The following is a 16,793-nucleotide window of genomic DNA, read 5'->3' on the forward strand; positions in this document are numbered from 1 at the left end:
TGCGTTGTGGCACAGGAATATACTGTTGAACAATTGAACCACGGCCGTAAAGTCTGGGACTTTATGCGCTGGGACTACTGGGCCTTCGGCATTTCAGGTTTTCTGCTGATCTTGTCCATCGTCATTATGGGCGTGAAAGGCTTTAACTGGGGTCTGGATTTCACCGGTGGTACGGTGATCGAAATTACCCTGGAAAAACCGGTCGATATGGACCAGATGCGTGAGTCTCTGCAAAAAGCGGGCTTTGAAGAGCCGCTGCTACAGAACTTCGGCAGCAGCCGCGACATCATGGTGCGTATGCCGCCGGTACACGATGCCAACGGCAGCCAGGAGCTGGGCAGCAAGGTCGTTCAGGTTATTAACGAAACGACCAGCCAGGATGCAACGGTTAAGCGTATTGAGTTTGTCGGCCCGAGCGTTGGTGCTGACCTGGCACAGACCGGTGCGATGGCGCTGCTGGTGGCGCTGATCTCGATTCTGATTTACGTCGGTTTCCGCTTTGAGTGGCGACTGGCGGCAGGCGTGGTTATCGCTCTGGCGCACGACGTGGTGATCACCATGGGCATACTGTCTCTCTTCCACATTGAGATTGACCTGACGATTGTGGCATCCCTGATGTCCGTTATCGGTTACTCACTGAACGACAGTATCGTGGTATCTGACCGTATTCGTGAAAACTTCCGTAAGATCCGTCGCGGCACGCCGTACGAAATCTTTAACGTGTCGTTGACCCAGACGCTGCACCGTACGTTGATCACCTCCGGCACCACCCTGATGGTGATCCTGATGCTGTTCCTGTTCGGTGGCCCGGTGCTGGAAGGCTTCTCGCTGACCATGCTGATCGGTGTGTCTATCGGTACGGCCTCGTCTATCTACGTCGCGTCCGCGCTGGCGCTGAAGCTGGGCATGAAGCGCGAGCATCTGATCCAGCAGAAAGTCGAGAAAGAAGGGGCGGATCAGCCGTCCATTCTGCCGTAAGAGTCTTATGCGGTATCGAAATCCCGGCCTGCTGGCCGGGATTTTTTTTGTCTACTCCTGACAGTATGCATACCGCTGCTTCCGGCTCGACAGGTGCCTCAATATTGTGCAGACGGAGAGACGCTTTAGCGAAAGTGCGGACAGAGCTCTGGCAGATTTTTTGAGGAAGGTGAAGCAGTAAAAAGCCGGGTGGCGGCTACGCCTTACCCGGCCTACATTCGGATCGTAGGCCCGGCAAGCGCAGCGCCACCGGGCGAAGTCCGCACAGGTTAGAAGTTGTAACCCACGACCAGGTAACCACCCCAACCGGTAGAGCGAACGCTGAAGTCGCCGTTGCCGAAGTTCAGGCTGGCGTCGTCGTTCCACTGACCACCGTTGTGCCAGTAACGCGCAACAACAGAGTAGTGCCAGTGATCGTAGTTCAGCGCCAGAATGTGGCTGGAGGCGATGGAGTTACTGGTACGAGCATGCTTCCCATTGTTGTCATAGAAGTTATCGTCGCCCAGGTCTGAACCCCAGTCAAAGTTGGTGAAGCCGATATAGCTCAGGTTACCGCCCCACAGCTGAGTGATTGGCACAAAGTATTTCACTTTGAAACGGTAGCCATCCCACTCGTTCTCATTTGATGCGCCATAGTTCTGCCACTGGTATTTCGCATACACGTTCAGTGACAGGCTCATTGGCAGGCCGGTTTCGATGTCAGTACCCAGACCCATATACCAGGTGCTCTGTTCCTGAGAATCGTTGCGACCCATGTCATAGATGTAGTTGTTCGCGAAGTACCACTCTTTGAACGGACCAAACGCCAGGCTGGTGCCGGTCAGTTTGTCGATAGAGAAACGCGGTTCGATTTCCATGAACAGCGGGGAGCCATTGTTCCAGATACCTTTCGCATCGGAGTTACCGCCGAAGAATACCGGCAGATCGACGTAGCCGTAGAAATCAAACCAGTCTTTCTTGGCAAACGCTTCGTATTCCAGGTAGGTATCGTTGCGGATCTGCGGCCCGAAACGGGTGTGGTAGCTGCCTACCACGTTAACGCTCTGGTGCCACCAGTCGGAGAGATATTGTGGTTTGTCGTTTTCCGCTGCGTTAACAGTGAAAGAGGAGGACAGTGCCAGCACGGCGCCAGCTGCGAGTAATGTTTTTTTCATAATCATGCCACTGATTGAAATTCCCTTCCGGGAGTGAAAAATGCGCGAATTGCGTTTCTAAATATTTCGTGTTTCTGCGGAGCCTATTATAGGAATCCTTGCTCACAAAAATATGTGTTGTTTCACATATCTCTCACATACGTAATCGATTGCGTTCACGTTTGCGTACTTTAAACGGCCGGGATTGTAGCGGCAATCATTTATGTTGCCAATCCATACGAAATGTAAATGTTAGCGGAGTGACATTTCACTCCGCTAGAAGGGCGGGTTATTGCGCGGCAGGTTGAATGTCGTGAATGCGGATAAAGCCCAACTGTTCTGGCGTCAGTCCGCTCAGCTGGAGCGGGATATCAACATCGCTCGGTGCCAGCGTGCTGGCGGGGGCGGTGAAGAGCTGATTCTTCACGTTCACTTCCTGATAGCTCTCCGTGGTGCCCTGAATCTGGCCCCACTCTACGGTGCCGCTGAAGGCGGGAAGCGGATCGTTGGATTCACCCTGAATGCGTAATGTTGCGCGCGTAACATCGGCATTCGCTGCAACATTCACCAGAGACATCTTTAGCGTGCCAATCTGGCTGTTCAGACGCGCGGGCGTGTTTGCACCCGGCAATAAATAAACGCCATTGCTGGATTTGGCATTCAGCGCGTTCTGCTGGGTGATCTTCACGGTTTCTTTATTAAGTTTGTCCATCGCCACATTGAGCGTATTCACGCTTTGTTTCATCTCGCGAACTTCACTTTGCTGTGCGCAGGCGCTGAGCGTGAACAGGCTCCCAACCAGCACTATTTTCAGGTAACGTCTTGTCATTGCGTTTAATTCCTTGAAATCACACATTGCTGCAATGGTAGACAGGATAGTGGCGTCAGGCATAGATCCTTTGTCTCAAAAAGCTCTTCCTTTGTTGTCGGGCCAGTTCAGGGTAAAATAGAAATCAGTTAACCAGATAACAGGGACATCGTATGCATTGCCCATTTTGCTCCGCTGTGGATACCAAAGTCATCGACTCACGTCTTGTAGGCGAAGGGTCTTCCGTGCGTCGTCGTCGGCAGTGTCTGGTGTGCAACGAGCGTTTTACCACCTTCGAGGTGGCAGAGCTGGTAATGCCGCGCGTGGTAAAAAGTAACGATGTGCGCGAACCGTTCAATGAAGAAAAACTGCGTAGCGGGATGCTCAAGGCGCTGGAAAAACGGCCCGTCAGCTCCGATGACGTCGAAATGGCGTTAAATCATATTAAATCTTATCTGCGGGGGCTAGGTGAGCGCGAAGTGCCGAGCAAAATGATCGGTAACCTGGTGATGGAACAGCTAAAAAAGCTCGATAAAGTCGCCTATATTCGCTTCGCCTCCGTTTACCGCAGCTTCGAAGACATTAAAGAGTTTGGCGAAGAGATCGCCCGCTTACAGGATTAAGCCTATGCAGGACGAGATGTACATGGCGAGAGCCATTAAGCTGGCGCAGCGCGGTCGGTTTACCACTCACCCTAACCCTAATGTCGGGTGCGTCATTGTTAAAGATTGCGAGATCGTGGGTGAAGGTTTTCACTACCGCGCAGGCGAGCCGCACGCTGAAGTGCATGCCCTGCGCATGGCGGGGGAGAGGGCGCGTGGCGCGACGGCTTACGTGACGCTGGAGCCATGCAGTCATCACGGGCGCACGCCTCCGTGCTGCGAAGCACTGATTGCGGCGGGAGTCTCGCGCGTTGTCGCCGCCATGCAGGATCCTAACCCGCAGGTGGCGGGCCGCGGGCTGTATCGTCTGCAACAGGAAGGGATCGACGTCAGTCACGGCCTGATGATGCAGGATGCCGAAGCCATCAACAAAGGCTTCCTGAAGCGTATGCGCACCGGTTTCCCGTTTATCCAGCTTAAGCTTGGCGCGTCACTGGATGGCCGCACGGCGATGGCGAACGGCGAGAGCCAGTGGATCACCTCGCCACAGGCAAGGCGCGATGTGCAACGTCTGCGCGCACAAAGCCATGCTATTCTCACCAGCAGTGAAACGGTGCTGGCTGACGATCCGGTCCTGACCGTGCGCTGGGATGAGCTGAATGCCGATACCCAGGCACTCTATCCGCAGGAGAACCTGCGTCAGCCGCTGCGCATTATTATTGATAGCCAGAACCGCGTGACGCCGGAACACCGTATCGTGCAGCAACCGGGGGAAACCTGGATTGCCCGCACCAAAGAAGATACGCGCGAATGGCCGCAAGGCGTGCGCAGCATTATGGTGCCGGAACACAACGGGCATCTCGATCTGGTGGTGCTGATGATGCTGCTGGGTAAACAGCAGGTCAACAGCATCTGGGTCGAAGCCGGTCCGACGCTCGCCGGCGCGCTGCTCCAGGCAGGGCTGGTGGATGAGCTTCTGGTCTACGTTGCGCCTAAACTGTTAGGTAACGACGCGCGCGGCCTGTTTGTGCTGCCCGGCCTTGAAAAACTGGCCGATGCGCCGCAACTCTCATTCAGCGAGATTCGTCCGGTAGGCCCGGATGTCTGCCTCCATTTAACGACAGCGTAATTGCTCCTGAAATAGGGAAGCAGTGCGCAAAGTATTATGATAAAATCCGCCCCCCTGCGGGGCCAAATGAACCCGTAAAGGAAGAGTATGAACATTATTGAAGCTGCTGTAGCTACCCCGGACGCTCGCGTCGCCATCACCATTGCGCGTTTCAACAACTTCATCAACGACAGCCTGCTGGAAGGTGCGGTTGACGCCCTGAAACGTATCGGCCAGGTTAAAGATGACAACATTACCGTCGTTTGGGTACCAGGTGCTTACGAACTGCCACTGGCAGCGGGCGCGCTGGCGAAAACCGGTAAATACGACGCGGTGATTGCACTGGGTACTGTTATTCGTGGCGGCACTGCGCACTTCGAATACGTTGCGGGCGGTGCAAGCAATGGTCTGGCGCACGTTGCACAGGATGCTGAAATTCCTGTCGCGTTCGGCGTACTGACTACCGAAAGTATTGAACAAGCCATCGAACGTGCTGGCACCAAAGCCGGTAACAAAGGTGCAGAAGCTGCACTGACCGCGCTTGAAATGATCAATGTATTGAAAGCCATCAAGGCCTGATTTTTTTGTAAGGGGAATTCCGTGAAACCTGCTGCTCGTCGCCGCGCCCGTGAATGTGCCGTCCAGGCACTTTACTCCTGGCAGTTGTCCCAGAACGACATCGCTGATGTTGAATACCAGTTCCTGTCAGAACAGGACGTGAAAGACGTTGACGTTCTGTACTTCCGTGAACTGCTGTCGGGAGTGGCGACTAATAGCGCGTATCTCGATGGTCTGATGAAGCCATACCTGTCCCGTCTGCTCGAAGAGCTGGGCCAGGTCGAAAAAGCAGTGTTGCGTATCGCGCTGTTTGAGCTGTCTAAACGTGATGATGTGCCGTACAAAGTGGCCATCAACGAAGCGATCGAACTGGCAAAAACCTTCGGCGCTGAAGACAGCCACAAGTTTGTAAACGGCGTGCTGGATAAAGCCGCACCTGCGATCCGTCCCCACAAAAAGTGATCCGCAAACCGGAGTCTTGCATTGCCTTTTTGGCAGTGCGGCTCCGGTTTTTTCTTTTATTTGCTGAGGCATAACGTATGGCATGCGGCGAATTCTCCCTGATTGCCCGTTATTTCGACCGTGTCAGAACCTCTCGTCTTGATGTTGAAACCGGCATTGGCGATGACTGCGCACTTCTCAATATTCCCGAAAAACAGACGCTGGCAATCAGCACCGACACCTTAGTATGTGGGCGTCACTTCCTGCCCGATATCGATCCTGCCGACCTGGCGTATAAGGCGCTGGCGGTAAACGTTAGCGATCTGGCGGCAATGGGCGCCGACCCGGCCTGGCTGACGCTGGCTCTGACCCTGCCGGAGGTGGATGAAGCCTGGCTTGAAGCCTTCAGCGATGCCCTGTTTGAACAGCTGAATTATTACGATATGCAGCTGATTGGTGGTGATACCACCGCCGGGCCGCTGTCGATGACCCTGGCAATCCACGGCTATGTGCCAGCGGGGCGCGCGCTGAAGCGTTCGGGCGCAAAACCGGGCGACTGGATCTACGTGACCGGTACGCCGGGGGATAGCGCGGCCGGGCTGGCGATCCTTCAGAACCGTTTAGCAGTTGAAGATGCTGACGATGCGGCGTACCTGGTGAAGCGCCACCTGCGGCCCACACCGCGTATTTTGCACGGTCAGGCGCTGCGCGAGCGGGCCAGTTCTGCTATCGATCTCTCTGACGGGCTGATCTCCGATCTCGGCCATATCCTGAAGGCCAGTGGCGTGGGCGCACGGATCGATCTGGATCTGTTCCCACTGTCAGAGCCGTTGCGTCGCCATGCCGAGCCTGAACAGGCGCTGCGCTGGGCACTATCCGGTGGGGAAGATTATGAGCTGTGCTTTACCGTTCCCGAGCTGAATCGCGGGACGCTGGATGTGGCGTTAGCGCATCTGGGGGCGAAATTTACCTGCATCGGGCAGGTTATGCCGGAAAGTGAAGGGCTGCTGTTTGTCCGCGGCGGCGCCCCGGTTACGCTTGACTGGAAAGGGTACGATCACTTCGCGTAATTTTGTGCGCTCTGTATTGCCGGGTGGCGCTGCGCTTACCCGGCCTACGGATTTTGTTCCCTGAATTGTTTATTTAAACCCTACCACCGGATGTTGCTGATACGGCGTCTCCAGCTCGGCAATCTGCTCCGGCGTCAACGATAAGTCCACCGCACTCAACAACTCGTCCAGCTGTTCTTCCCGCGATGTGCCCACAATCGGCGCGGCGACACCGCGCTTGCTCAGCAGCCACGCCAGCGCTACCTGCGCGCGCGTTGCACCGATATCGTCGGCGATCCCGGCTAATCGTTCGGCAATTAACGCATCGCTGGCTTCTGTATCGTCATACAGATTTTTACCTACTTCATCCGATACCAGCCGGGCGGTAGTTTCACCCCACGGACGGGTTAACCTTCCGCGCGCCAGCGGGCTCCACGGGATCACCGCCACGCCTTCCTGGTAGCAGAGCGGCAGCATCTCGCGTTCTTCTTCCCGGTAAATCAGGTTGTAGTGATCCTGCATAGTGACAAAGCGCGCCCAGCCGTTCTGCGCCTGGAGATCGAGCGCCTGAGCAAACTGTGAGGCATGCATGGACGATGCGCCGATGTAGCGCGCTTTACCGGCTTTCACGACGTCGTTCAACGCTTCAAGCGTCTCTTCGATCGGCGTGTTGTAATCCCAGCGGTGAATTTGCAGCAGGTCGACGTAATCCATGTTCAGGCGTCTGAGGCTGTCATCAATGGAGCGCAGGATCTGCGCGCGAGAAAGGCCTTCCGCCAGATCGCCTGACGGGTAATACACCTTGGTGGCGACCACAATCTCATCCCGACGGGCAAAATCTCGCAGGGCGCGGCCCACAATCTCTTCGCTGCTGCCGTCGGAGTAGCTGTTGGCGGTATCGAAGAAGTTGATGCCGCCGTCAATGGCGCGCTTAATGATAGGGCGGCTGCTCTCTTCCGGCAGCGTCCAGGCGTGATTTCCCCGGTCAGGCTCGCCAAACGTCATGCAGCCCAGGCAAAGCCGGGACACCTTGAGGTCTGTTTTTCCTAATGTCGTGTATTGCATGGTTCCGCTCCTGCTGTTTAAACAATACGTTTAAGCATAGCAGGAGCAGAAAAGGGGAGGGATCAGGCCAGCCAGGTGCGGATTTTAGCTTCGATACCGACGGCGTCCAGGCCAATGTCGGCGCGCGCCTCGTCCTGAGTGCCTTGCGGGATGAAGTGGTCCGGCAGGCCGAGATTAAGCACCGGAACGACTTTACGGTTCGCCATCAGCACTTCGTTCACGCCGCTACCCGCGCCACCCATGATGGCGTTCTCTTCCAGCGTGACCAGCACCTCATGGCTTTCCGCCATGCTCAGAATCAGAGATTCATCGAGCGGCTTCACAAATCGCATATCGACGAGCGTCGCATTCAGGGTTTCAGCGACTTTTGCCGCTTCCGGCATCAGCGTACCAAAGTTCAGGATCGCCACTTTTTCACCGCGACGTTTCACCAGACCTTTACCGATATCCAGTTTTTCCAGCGGCCGTAATTCAACGCCAAGGGCATTGCCGCGTGGATAACGTACCGCACAGGGACCGTCCTGATAGTGGTAACCGGTATACAGCATCTGACGACACTCGTTTTCGTCGCTTGGCGTCATGATCACCATGTCCGGGATGCAGCGCAGGAAGGAGAGGTCAAATGCGCCCTGGTGCGTCTGGCCGTCAGCCCCCACGATGCCCGCACGGTCGATAGCAAACAGCACCGGCAGCTTCTGGATGGCAACGTCATGGATCACCTGATCGTAGGCGCGTTGCAGGAAGGTAGAGTAAATCGCTACCACCGGCTTGTAGCCGCCAATCGCCAGGCCCGCTGCGAAGGTTACCGCGTGCTGCTCGGCAATGGCGACGTCGAAATACTGGTCCGGGTATTTTTTGGAAAACTCGACCATGCCGGAGCCTTCACGCATGGCAGGCGTCACCGCCATCAGCGTGTTGTCTTTCGCCGCCGTTTCGCACAGCCAGTCGCCAAAGATTTTTGAGTAGCTCGGCATTCCGCCGCTGCTTTTCGGCAGACAACCGCTGGTATGGTCGAACTTGGGCACCGCGTGGAAGGTGATCGGATCTTTTTCCGCCGGTTCGTAACCACGCCCTTTTTTGGTCATGATATGCAGGAACTGCGGGCCTTTCAGGTCGCGCATGTTTTTAAGCGTCGTCACCAGACCTAACACATCGTGGCCGTCCACCGGGCCAATATAGTTAAAGCCCAGCTCTTCAAACAGCGTACCCGGCACGACCATGCCTTTGATATGTTCTTCGGTACGCTTAAGCAGCTCTTTGATCGGCGGTACGCCGGAGAAGACTTTTTTCCCGCCTTCGCGCAGTGAGGAGTAAAGCTTACCGGACAGCAGCTGCGCCAGATGGTTATTCAGCGCGCCGACGTTCTCGGAGATCGACATTTCGTTATCGTTGAGGATCACCAGCATGTCCGGTTTGATATCGCCCGCGTGGTTCATGGCCTCAAAAGCCATCCCGGCGGTGATCGCCCCGTCACCAATCACGCAGACGGTACGGCGTTGTTTATTCTCTTTTTCAGCGGCAACGGCAATCCCGATGCCTGCGGAAATGGAGGTGGAAGAGTGGCCGACGCTTAACACGTCAAACTCGCTCTCGCCGCGCCACGGGAACGGATGCAGGCCGCCTTTCTGGCGAATGGTGCCAATCTTATCGCGACGTCCGGTCAGAATTTTGTGCGGATAGGCCTGGTGGCCAACATCCCAGATCAGCTGATCGAACGGCGTGTTATAGACGTAATGCAACGCCACGGTCAGCTCAACCGTGCCAAGTCCGGAGGCGAAGTGGCCGCTGGAGCGGCTAACGCTGTCGAGCAGGTAGCGACGCAGCTCGTCACACAGCTTCGGCAGACTCTCTTTCGGCAACAGACGTAACTCCTGAGTGGAGTCAACTAACGCCAGTGTCGGGTATTTGGCAATATCAAAACTCATCAAAGGCTCATCGAGATATATAGTTTATTTATTACGCTGGATTATGTAGTCCGCTAGCGCTTCCAGTGCCGAGGTATCCAGCGATTGCGCGGCCAGCTCATTCAGTGACCGGCGGGCATCGTCTATCAGATCCCGGGCTTTACGTTGGGCATGCTCAAGGCCCAACAGAGCGGGGTAGGTACTTTTGCCAAGCTGCTGATCCGCACCCTGACGTTTTCCCAATGTTGCAGTATCGCCCACCACATCCAGAATGTCATCCTGAACCTGGAATGCCAGACCGATACTTTCTGCGTATCTGTCCAGAATCGGCAGGGCTTTACGCCCGCGTTCACCCGCGCTCAGCGCGCCCAGACGAACGGCTGCCCGAATCAGGGCGCCCGTTTTGTGACGGTGGATGCGCTCCAGCTGTTCCAGAGTTACCTGACGACCTTCAGCCTCTAAATCCAGCGCCTGGCCGCCGCACATCCCGGCGACGCCGCTGGCCATTGCCAGTTCGGACACCATTGCCAGACGATCGCGATCGCTCACTTCAACCATCGGCGCATCGCTCAGAATAGAGAACGCCAGGGTTTGCAGCGCATCACCTGCCAGAATAGCATTCGCTTCGCCGAACTTAATGTGGCAGGTCGGCTGACCGCGACGCAGATCGTCATCGTCCATGGCCGGCAAATCATCGTGGATCAGCGAATAGGCGTGGATACACTCCACGGCGGCTGCCGGGGCGTCCAGCGTGTTATCGCTGATACCGAACATGTTGCCCGTGGCATACACCAGGAACGGACGCAGGCGTTTACCCCCCAAGAGTGCGCCATAGTGCATGGCTTCAACCAGAGGAGTGTTCTGAAAAGGCTGCGGCTCAATGAAACGGCGCAGCGCGTCGTTGGCGCGGATGACGCGCGCCTGAAGCGCGTTGGAAAAATCCATTTACTCGGCGTCCGGTGTGAATGGCGTGGTTTTAGCGTCTTCGCTGTCGGAAAGCAGGATCTGCACACGCTGCTCGGCCTGCTGGAGTTTTACCTGCCCCTGGCGCGCGAGCTGCACGCCGCGTTCAAATTCGTTGAGCGCGTCTTCCAGCGGGAGATCGCCGCTCTCAAGACGGGTAACGATCTGCTCCAGTTCACTCAGCGCAGTTTCGAAACTGGCCGGTGCGTCGTTTTTCTTCGGCATAGTGAATTGACTCTTAAATTTTTCGCCCTGACATGGTAACGGACTCAGGGCAATTATCAAATAACGCGAGTGGCGCGATGGTGGTATACTTGCGCGCCTGGATGCAGCCACGGGTGTGGGCTGCTGTATCATTTTCCACTACAAGCCTTTATAAGCTTGCCTAAGAAACATTGCCGCCATGAAGTTTATCATTAAATTGTTCCCTGAAATCACCATCAAAAGCCAATCCGTGCGTTTGCGCTTTATTAAAATTCTCACCGGGAACATTCGTAACGTATTAAAACACTACGACGAAACGCTCGCCGTGGTGCGTCACTGGGACCACGTTGAAGTCCGCGCGAAAGACGAAAACAAACGTCTTGATATTCGCGACGCGCTGACCCGTATCCCGGGTATTCACCATATTCTGGAAGTGGAAGACGTTCCCTTCACCGATATGCACGATATCTTCGAAAAGGCGCTGGTACAGTACCGCGATCAGATCGAAGGGAAAACGTTCTGCGTACGCGTGAAGCGCCGTGGTAAGCATGAGTTTAGCTCCATTGACGTTGAGCGCTATGTCGGCGGCGGTCTGAACCAGCACGTTGAGACGGCGCGCGTGCGCCTGACTAATCCGGACGTTACCGTTAATCTTGAGATCGAAAACGATCGCCTGCTGCTGGTTAAGGGCCGTTATGAAGGTATTGGCGGCTTCCCGATCGGCACGCAAGAAGATGTGCTGTCGCTGATCTCCGGCGGGTTCGACTCCGGCGTTTCCAGCTATATGCTGATGCGTCGCGGCTGCCGCGTGCACTACTGCTTCTTTAACCTGGGCGGCGCGGCGCATGAAATCGGCGTACGTCAGGTGGCGCATTACCTGTGGAACCGCTTCGGCAGCTCTCACCGCGTGCGTTTCGTGGCGATCAACTTTGAGCCGGTGGTCGGCGAAATTCTTGAGAAAGTGGATGACGGCCAGATGGGCGTGGTCCTGAAACGTATGATGGTGCGTGCGGCGTCCAAAGTGGCTGAGCGCTACGGCGTGCAGGCGCTGGTCACCGGTGAAGCACTGGGGCAGGTCTCCAGCCAGACGCTGACCAACCTGCGCCTTATCGACAACGTGTCTGATACGCTGATCCTGCGTCCGCTGATCTCTCACGATAAAGAGCACATCATCGATCTGGCGCGTAAAATCGGTACTGAAGATTTTGCCCGCACCATGCCGGAATATTGCGGCGTGATCTCAAAAAGTCCAACCATTAAAGCGGTGAAGGCGAAGATCGAAGCGGAAGAAGAGAACTTCGATTTCAGCATCCTGGAAAAAGTGGTGGCGGAAGCGTCGAACATCGATATCCGTGAGATCGCCCAGCAGACCGAGCAGGACGTGGTTGAGGTGGAGACGGTCAGCGGCTTCGGTGCTAACGATACGATTCTGGATATACGTTCTGTTGATGAGCAGGATGACAAGCCGTTGCAGGTGGAAGGCGTGGAGGTGGTTTCGCTGCCGTTCTACAAACTGAGCACCCAGTTTGGCGATCTCGACCAGAGCAAAACGTATCTGCTGTGGTGCGAACGTGGGGTCATGAGCCGTTTACAGGCGCTGTACCTGCGCGAGCAGGGCTTCGCGAACGTGAAGGTGTATCGCCCGTAGCCTATTGCCCGGTGGCGCTTCGCTTACCGGGCCTACGGTACCGTACACTTGTAGGCCGGGTAAGGCGTAGCCGCCACCCGGCTTTTTTTACTCGTAGTAGTTATAAATCCCTGCCGCCATCACCAGCGATGACGCCACTTCGTACGCTTTCTCACGCCCGACCAGCAGGTCAATAATCTTCAGGCCAAAATCAATGGCGGTGCCCGGCCCCTGGCTGGTGAGCAGGTTAACGCGCGGATCCCAGACCACGCGTTTATCCACCCACTGGTCTTCCGGAATCGTATCCTTCAGGCCTGGGAAGCCGGTCATATTGCCGATGGGGAAAATGTCGTGCGGAACCAGTACCGTACCTGCGGCCGCACAGATTGCCGCGACGATACGCCCGGAAAGATGAAACTGACGAACGGTTTCAACCAGCAGCGGGCTGTCGCGGAAACACTCCGCGCCCTTCAGACCGCCCGGCAGCACGATAATGTCGTAATCACCGTCCGCCACCTGTACAAGCGGTGCATCTGCCAGGATCTTGACCCCACGCGAGCAGGTAATCGCCAGACTTCCGTCGCTGGCGACGCTGGCGGTGGTAACCTTAATACCACCACGTACCATCAAATCAATGGTGGTGACCGCTTCTGTCTCTTCGCTACCAGGGGCGAGGCATACCAGTGCCGATGCGCTCATACTCACTCTCCTTTCGTTTTACTAACTCAAACAGACGGCTGTTTTCGGCAACGGTAATGCCGTGTGCCCGGGCGCGTTTTAACAGATAACCGGTAATGTAATCAATTTCGGTATGCCGCATAGCCCGGATATCCTGCAGCATTGAGGAGATATTTTCTGCCGTACTCTCAATGACCTGGTCGACATAATAACGTAAATCAGACTCTGAGGTGTGGTAGCCTTCGCGTTCAATGACGGCGGCAACTTCCCGGCAAATCAGCGCTAACCGATCGGGATGCTGGCGCAGATCACCGTTAGGGCAATCCAGCAGGGCAGTCAGCGGATTGATCGCGCAGTTGACCGCCAGTTTGCGCCACAGTTCTGCGCGAATGTTATTGTGCCAGGCGACGTCAGGCAGCGTGCTTTGCAGGGTATCCGCAAGATAGCTGTAATCGCCGGGCTGTTCACGCGCCGGGCCGATATGGGTGATGCCACTGGCAACATGAATAATGACGTTACCGTCGCGGCGTGCCGCGTGGGTGGTTGTTCCCATCAGCAGCGGTTGCCGGACAGACTTTAGCTCTTCAATGGTACCCATACCGTTGTGAATAAGCAGGACTGGCGTGCTTTCAGGTAATTGGGCGGCCAGGCTTTTCACCGCATCGGAGACCTGCCAGGCCTTCAGCGTGACCAGCAGCAGATCGCTGCTCGCGAGAAATTCCGGATCGTTTGCCGTCAAAGACTCGTTAAAAATTGAACCGTCTGTACCCATCACATTCACACTGCAATAGGGTTGGGGAATTCGCAGCCAGCCCTGAACGTCGTGTCCCTGTTTGCATAGCGCGCTAAGCCAGAGTTGACCAAGGGCGCCGCATCCAAGCACTGTTACTTTCATTGTTCCTCCTCACCTGCAACTGCGCCAGGTGCTAAGACGCTAAGTATAGCGCCATCAGCTAAGCTTCTCGTTATGCCTCGTTGCAGGTATTATGCAACGCAACAAAAATGAAGGGAGAAGAAAAGATGCCATCTTTCGATATTGTTTCTGAAGTTGATCTGCAGGAAGCGCGTAACGGCGTAGATAATGCTATTCGTGAAGTGGAGTCACGTTTCGATTTTCGTGGCGTTGAGGCGACCATTGAACTGAACGACGCGAACAAGACAATCAAAGTCCTGAGTGAGTCTGATTTCCAGGTCAACCAACTGCTGGATATCCTGCGCGCCAAGCTGCTCAAGCGCGGCATTGAAGGGACCTCACTTGATGTACCGGAAGATTTTGTTCACAGCGGCAAAACCTGGTTTGTAGAAGCGAAGCTGAAGCAGGGGATTGAAAGCGCGGTACAGAAAAAAATCGTTAAGCTTATCAAAGACAGTAAGCTGAAAGTGCAGGCGCAGATCCAGGGGGAAGAGATCCGCGTGACCGGAAAATCCCGTGATGACCTGCAATCCGTGATGGCGCTGGTGCGTGGCGGCGATCTCGGTCAGCCATTCCAGTTTAAAAACTTCCGCGATTAAGACAATTATGCCCGGCTAAACCGGGCATTTTTTCAGGCCTTCAGCGCCTGCTCTACCTCAAAGCGGTTAGTCACTTTGCTGTCAATTTTGACATACGCACTGCGCTCTTCCGGGACAATCAGCACTTCGCTCACGCCCTCTGTCGCTTCCAGACGCTGTTGTAACGCGTCACCGATTGCCACGTCATCGGGAATTTCTACCCGCAGGCTACTCACATAGCGCGGCTCTTTCATGGTGCTGGCAACAAACAGCCAGAGCATCGCCAGTAGCGCACCGGCGAGGAACACGGTCTGAGAATCAAAAAGGCCGTCCACCCAGCCGCCGAGGGACCCGCCGATCGCCACGCCGAGAAACTGGCTGGTGGAGTAAATGCCCATCGCGGTGCCTTTGTATCCTGCCGGAGACTCTTTGCTGATAAGCGACGGCAGCAGGGCTTCCATCAGATTAAACGCCAGGAAGAACAGCTGTACGCCTGCGATCAGCTCCCAGAAATGTGGGCCGGCGCCCCACAGCACAATCTCGGCAATCAACAGTAACGCCACGCAGCCCACGAAGACGCGTTTCATTTTGCGCTTCACTTCGGCGTAAATAATGAAGGGCACAACGGAGACAAACGAGACCAGCATTGTGACCAGATAAATTTTCCAGTGCTCTGCCGCCGGGAAACCTGCTGCGGCAAGTTGACCGGGCAGGGCGACAAAGGTGGACATCAGCAGAATGTGCAGGCACATAATGCCGAAGTTCAGCTTAAGCAGGCGCGGCTCGGCGATGACTTTGCTGAAGCAGCCTTTGACCATCCCGGATTCACGGTTCAGGACATGGTTTTTACTGTCCGGCACAACCCACAGCGTGAGTGCGATCCCGATGGTTGCCAGCACGGCTATCATCCAGAACAGGGCGTGCAGGCCGAGTGAATGGGTAATAATCGGCCCCAGCACCATGGCAATGGCAAACGTGACGCCGAAGCTGACGCCAATAAACGCCATGGCTTTGGTGCGGTTTTGCTCGCGGGTTAAGTCTGACAGCAGCGCCATCACGGCGGCGGCAATCGCCCCGGAACCTTGCAGGGCGCGGCCAAGAATAATTCCCCAGATGGAGTGGGAGAGGGCGGCGATGATGCTGCCAAGTACAAACACCAGCAGCCCGCCGACAATCAGCGGTTTGCGACCCACGCGGTCGGAGAGCAGGCCAAAGGGGATCTGGAATATCGCCTGCGCCAGGCCGTAGATACCGATCGCCAGACCAATCAGCGCTTCGCTGGCACCCTGTAACGCCATGCCATATGTGGTCAGAACGGGCAGGACCATAAACATGCCAAGCATCCGCAGCGAGAAAACAGTCCCTAAACCCCAGGTCGCACGCAGTTCGCCTGGCGTCATTTTATAATCGTTCATTACCACCTCTACCAAAAAGCAGGCCATAGTTTAGGCGGGGTGATAAGTGCGGTAAATAGGTGTTTGTTTAAGAGATATTACGAGGGTGTGATAAAAGCACCCCCGGATAAAAAATTACGCCTCGACGCGCAACCCGTAGCTTTTAAATTTCTCAAGAACAATGGCAATTTCATCGTCACTGAGTACCGGAACGGGATCCACGATCGCCAGCGTGGCCAGGTAGAGTTTTGCCAGCACCTCTACCTCCTGCGCCAGCCACAGTGCCTTCTCAAGATTTTCTTCGCAGGTGATCAGACCGTGGTGCTGTAATAGCGTCGCTTTGCGATCGCGTAACGCGACCGCGACATGCTCTGACAGCGCGCGCGTCCCGAAGGTCGCGTAAGGCGCGCAGGGAATGGAGTTTCCCCCGGCGGCGGCAATCATATAGTGAATAGCAGGAATGGGGCGGTTGAGTATCGAGACGGCGGTACAGTTAACCGCATGGTTATGGACGACGGCGTTAGCATCCGGGCGGGTCTGATACACAACCTGATGAAAACGCCATTCGCTGGAGGGCAGTTTATCCTCTTCGTGTCGCCCCTGTGCATCGACATAGACGATACTCTCTTCGGTCAGATGCTCGTAGGGAATTCCGGTCGGCGTAATCAGCATACCGTCGCGATAGCGAACGCTGATATTCCCGGCGGTGCCCTGATTTAATCCCATGCGGGTCATCTCAAGGCAGGTGTCGATAATGTCTCTGGCTAATCGGGCTCGTTCCATTTTTTAT

18 protein-coding genes and 1 pseudogene are annotated in these 16,793 nt (G+C 55.6%); 9 read left to right on the forward strand and 10 right to left on the reverse strand.

Going from position 1 to position 16,793, the window contains the following annotated elements:
* The first annotated feature begins 6 nt into the window (after positions 1-6).
* Both secF and ACQG2Q_RS04790 read left to right on the forward strand, forming a co-directional pair.
* On the forward strand, positions 7-978 hold the full coding sequence (gene secF / locus ACQG2Q_RS04785) for a protein translocase subunit SecF (protein ID WP_003859105.1): 972 nt from the start codon (positions 7-9) through the stop codon (positions 976-978).
* 70 nt (positions 979-1,048) lie between these two features.
* A pseudogene (locus ACQG2Q_RS04790) lies at positions 1,049-1,159 on the forward strand (DNA-binding transcriptional regulator); the annotation flags it as partial.
* Between the two features lie 88 nt (positions 1,160-1,247).
* Here ACQG2Q_RS04790 and ACQG2Q_RS04795 read toward each other — a convergent pair.
* Positions 1,248-2,132 (reverse strand): nucleoside-specific channel-forming protein Tsx, encoded by an 885-nt coding sequence (locus ACQG2Q_RS04795; RefSeq protein ID WP_032621817.1) that lies wholly within the window; start codon positions 2,130-2,132, stop codon positions 1,248-1,250.
* A gap of 268 nt (positions 2,133-2,400) precedes the next feature.
* Positions 2,401-2,940, reverse strand: a complete 540-nt coding sequence (locus ACQG2Q_RS04800; RefSeq protein WP_096216673.1) for a DUF3251 domain-containing protein — start codon at positions 2,938-2,940, stop codon at positions 2,401-2,403.
* Between the two features lie 152 nt (positions 2,941-3,092).
* Here ACQG2Q_RS04800 and nrdR point away from each other — a divergent pair, with 152 nt between their 5' ends.
* The 5 genes from nrdR to thiL all read left to right on the forward strand — a co-directional run bounded on the left by nrdR (position 3,093) and on the right by thiL (position 6,698).
* Positions 3,093-3,542 carry a transcriptional regulator NrdR gene (gene nrdR, locus ACQG2Q_RS04805; RefSeq protein ID WP_003859099.1) on the forward strand — a complete coding sequence of 150 codons (450 nt, stop codon included), beginning with the start codon at positions 3,093-3,095 and terminating at the stop codon, positions 3,540-3,542.
* A gap of 4 nt (positions 3,543-3,546) precedes the next feature.
* Entirely contained in the window at positions 3,547-4,650 is a 1,104-nt protein-coding gene (ribD, locus tag ACQG2Q_RS04810; protein ID WP_063849482.1) for a bifunctional diaminohydroxyphosphoribosylaminopyrimidine deaminase/5-amino-6-(5-phosphoribosylamino)uracil reductase RibD, read from the forward strand.
* Positions 4,651-4,737: 87 nt separating this feature from the next.
* Positions 4,738-5,208: a 6,7-dimethyl-8-ribityllumazine synthase gene (ribH, locus tag ACQG2Q_RS04815; RefSeq protein ID WP_003859098.1), complete on the forward strand. Its 471-nt coding sequence runs from the start codon at positions 4,738-4,740 to the stop codon at positions 5,206-5,208.
* Positions 5,209-5,229: 21 nt separating this feature from the next.
* Positions 5,230-5,649: a transcription antitermination factor NusB gene (nusB, locus tag ACQG2Q_RS04820; RefSeq protein ID WP_006809908.1), complete on the forward strand. Its 420-nt coding sequence runs from the start codon at positions 5,230-5,232 to the stop codon at positions 5,647-5,649.
* Between the two features lie 77 nt (positions 5,650-5,726).
* Positions 5,727-6,698, forward strand: a complete 972-nt coding sequence (gene thiL, locus ACQG2Q_RS04825) for a thiamine-phosphate kinase (protein WP_046620562.1) — start codon at positions 5,727-5,729, stop codon at positions 6,696-6,698.
* A 69-nt stretch (positions 6,699-6,767) separates the two neighbouring features.
* On the opposite strand, the gene ACQG2Q_RS04830 is transcribed toward thiL, so the two are convergent.
* From ACQG2Q_RS04830 to xseB, 4 genes are all read right to left on the reverse strand, one after another.
* Positions 6,768-7,742: an aldo/keto reductase gene (locus ACQG2Q_RS04830; protein WP_032624758.1), complete on the reverse strand. Its 975-nt coding sequence runs from the start codon at positions 7,740-7,742 to the stop codon at positions 6,768-6,770.
* A 62-nt stretch (positions 7,743-7,804) separates the two neighbouring features.
* Positions 7,805-9,667: a 1-deoxy-D-xylulose-5-phosphate synthase gene (gene dxs / locus ACQG2Q_RS04835; RefSeq protein ID WP_022647228.1), complete on the reverse strand. Its 1,863-nt coding sequence runs from the start codon at positions 9,665-9,667 to the stop codon at positions 7,805-7,807.
* 24 nt (positions 9,668-9,691) lie between these two features.
* Complete coding sequence (ispA, locus tag ACQG2Q_RS04840; RefSeq protein WP_022647229.1) at positions 9,692-10,591, reverse strand: (2E,6E)-farnesyl diphosphate synthase; 900 nt, start codon at positions 10,589-10,591, stop codon at positions 9,692-9,694.
* Positions 10,592-10,834: an exodeoxyribonuclease VII small subunit gene (xseB, locus tag ACQG2Q_RS04845; protein WP_003859094.1), complete on the reverse strand. Its 243-nt coding sequence runs from the start codon at positions 10,832-10,834 to the stop codon at positions 10,592-10,594.
* Positions 10,835-11,012: 178 nt separating this feature from the next.
* Between xseB and thiI the strand changes: the two genes are divergently transcribed.
* Positions 11,013-12,461, forward strand: coding sequence for a tRNA uracil 4-sulfurtransferase ThiI (gene thiI, locus ACQG2Q_RS04850; RefSeq protein WP_022647230.1), 1,449 nt, complete (start codon positions 11,013-11,015; stop codon positions 12,459-12,461).
* An 87-nt stretch (positions 12,462-12,548) separates the two neighbouring features.
* Here the strand turns inward: thiI and yajL are convergent, their stop codons facing one another.
* Positions 12,549-13,139 carry a protein deglycase YajL gene (gene yajL / locus ACQG2Q_RS04855; protein ID WP_022647231.1) on the reverse strand — a complete coding sequence of 197 codons (591 nt, stop codon included), beginning with the start codon at positions 13,137-13,139 and terminating at the stop codon, positions 12,549-12,551.
* Positions 13,102-14,013 carry a 2-dehydropantoate 2-reductase gene (gene panE / locus ACQG2Q_RS04860; RefSeq protein WP_032624757.1) on the reverse strand — a complete coding sequence of 304 codons (912 nt, stop codon included), beginning with the start codon at positions 14,011-14,013 and terminating at the stop codon, positions 13,102-13,104. The genes yajL and panE overlap by 38 nt, the downstream gene beginning before the upstream one ends.
* Before the next feature lie 125 nt (positions 14,014-14,138).
* On the opposite strand from panE, the gene ACQG2Q_RS04865 reads away from it, so the two are divergent.
* A complete protein-coding gene (locus tag ACQG2Q_RS04865; RefSeq protein WP_022647233.1) occupies positions 14,139-14,630 on the forward strand; it encodes a YajQ family cyclic di-GMP-binding protein in 492 nt (163 codons plus the stop codon).
* Between the two features lie 32 nt (positions 14,631-14,662).
* Here ACQG2Q_RS04865 and ACQG2Q_RS04870 read toward each other — a convergent pair whose 3' ends face one another.
* Together ACQG2Q_RS04870 and fucA are read right to left on the reverse strand one after the other, a co-directional pair.
* On the reverse strand, positions 14,663-16,024 hold the full coding sequence (locus tag ACQG2Q_RS04870) for an MFS transporter (protein ID WP_063849483.1): 1,362 nt from the start codon (positions 16,022-16,024) through the stop codon (positions 14,663-14,665).
* A 114-nt stretch (positions 16,025-16,138) separates the two neighbouring features.
* Positions 16,139-16,786 carry an L-fuculose-phosphate aldolase gene (fucA, locus tag ACQG2Q_RS04875; protein ID WP_017383181.1) on the reverse strand — a complete coding sequence of 216 codons (648 nt, stop codon included), beginning with the start codon at positions 16,784-16,786 and terminating at the stop codon, positions 16,139-16,141.
* Positions 16,787-16,793 lie beyond the last annotated feature (7 nt).

The sequence above is a fragment of the Enterobacter cloacae complex sp. 370H10 genome (assembly GCF_050031535.1).
GTDB lineage: Bacteria > Pseudomonadota > Gammaproteobacteria > Enterobacterales > Enterobacteriaceae > Enterobacter > Enterobacter intestinihominis.